This is a genomic window from Streptomyces aurantiacus JA 4570, from assembly GCF_000414115.1.
GTDB lineage: Bacteria > Actinomycetota > Actinomycetes > Streptomycetales > Streptomycetaceae > Streptomyces > Streptomyces aurantiacus_A.
Map to the genome: position 1 here is coordinate 1 of NZ_AOPZ01000358.1, position 301 is coordinate 301.

Consider the following 301-nt stretch of genomic DNA (forward strand, 5'->3'; position numbering starts at 1 on the left):
TCCGGGCGCCGCGGGGAGGCGCTGGAGGTGTATCAGCGGCTGCGGGCCACCCTGGTACGCGACCTGGGCCTGGAACCCTCCATGGGGCTGCGGCGCCTGCAGCACTCCATCCTCCACGCCGGACCCGACCCCGCCACCGCCCCGGCCCCCCGCACCACCGCACACCCCCTCGTCCCCGCCGGCTGAACACCGACACCGCGCACCCCGCGCCCCACTCCCGCAGCGCCCCAACACCCGTACGCGTACGCCCACTCCGGCACCCCGCCCCCGCCTTCCGCCCCCCCCGTCTCCCGCCCTCCCG

The 301-nt window shown here is 78.4% G+C and carries 1 protein-coding gene; it reads left to right on the forward strand.

From position 1 onward, the window contains the following. Positions 1-186: BTAD domain-containing putative transcriptional regulator (locus tag STRAU_RS29710; RefSeq protein ID WP_037662803.1), on the forward strand; the 186-nt coding region annotated here is incomplete at its 5' end. Between the last annotated feature and the right edge of the window lie 115 nt (positions 187-301).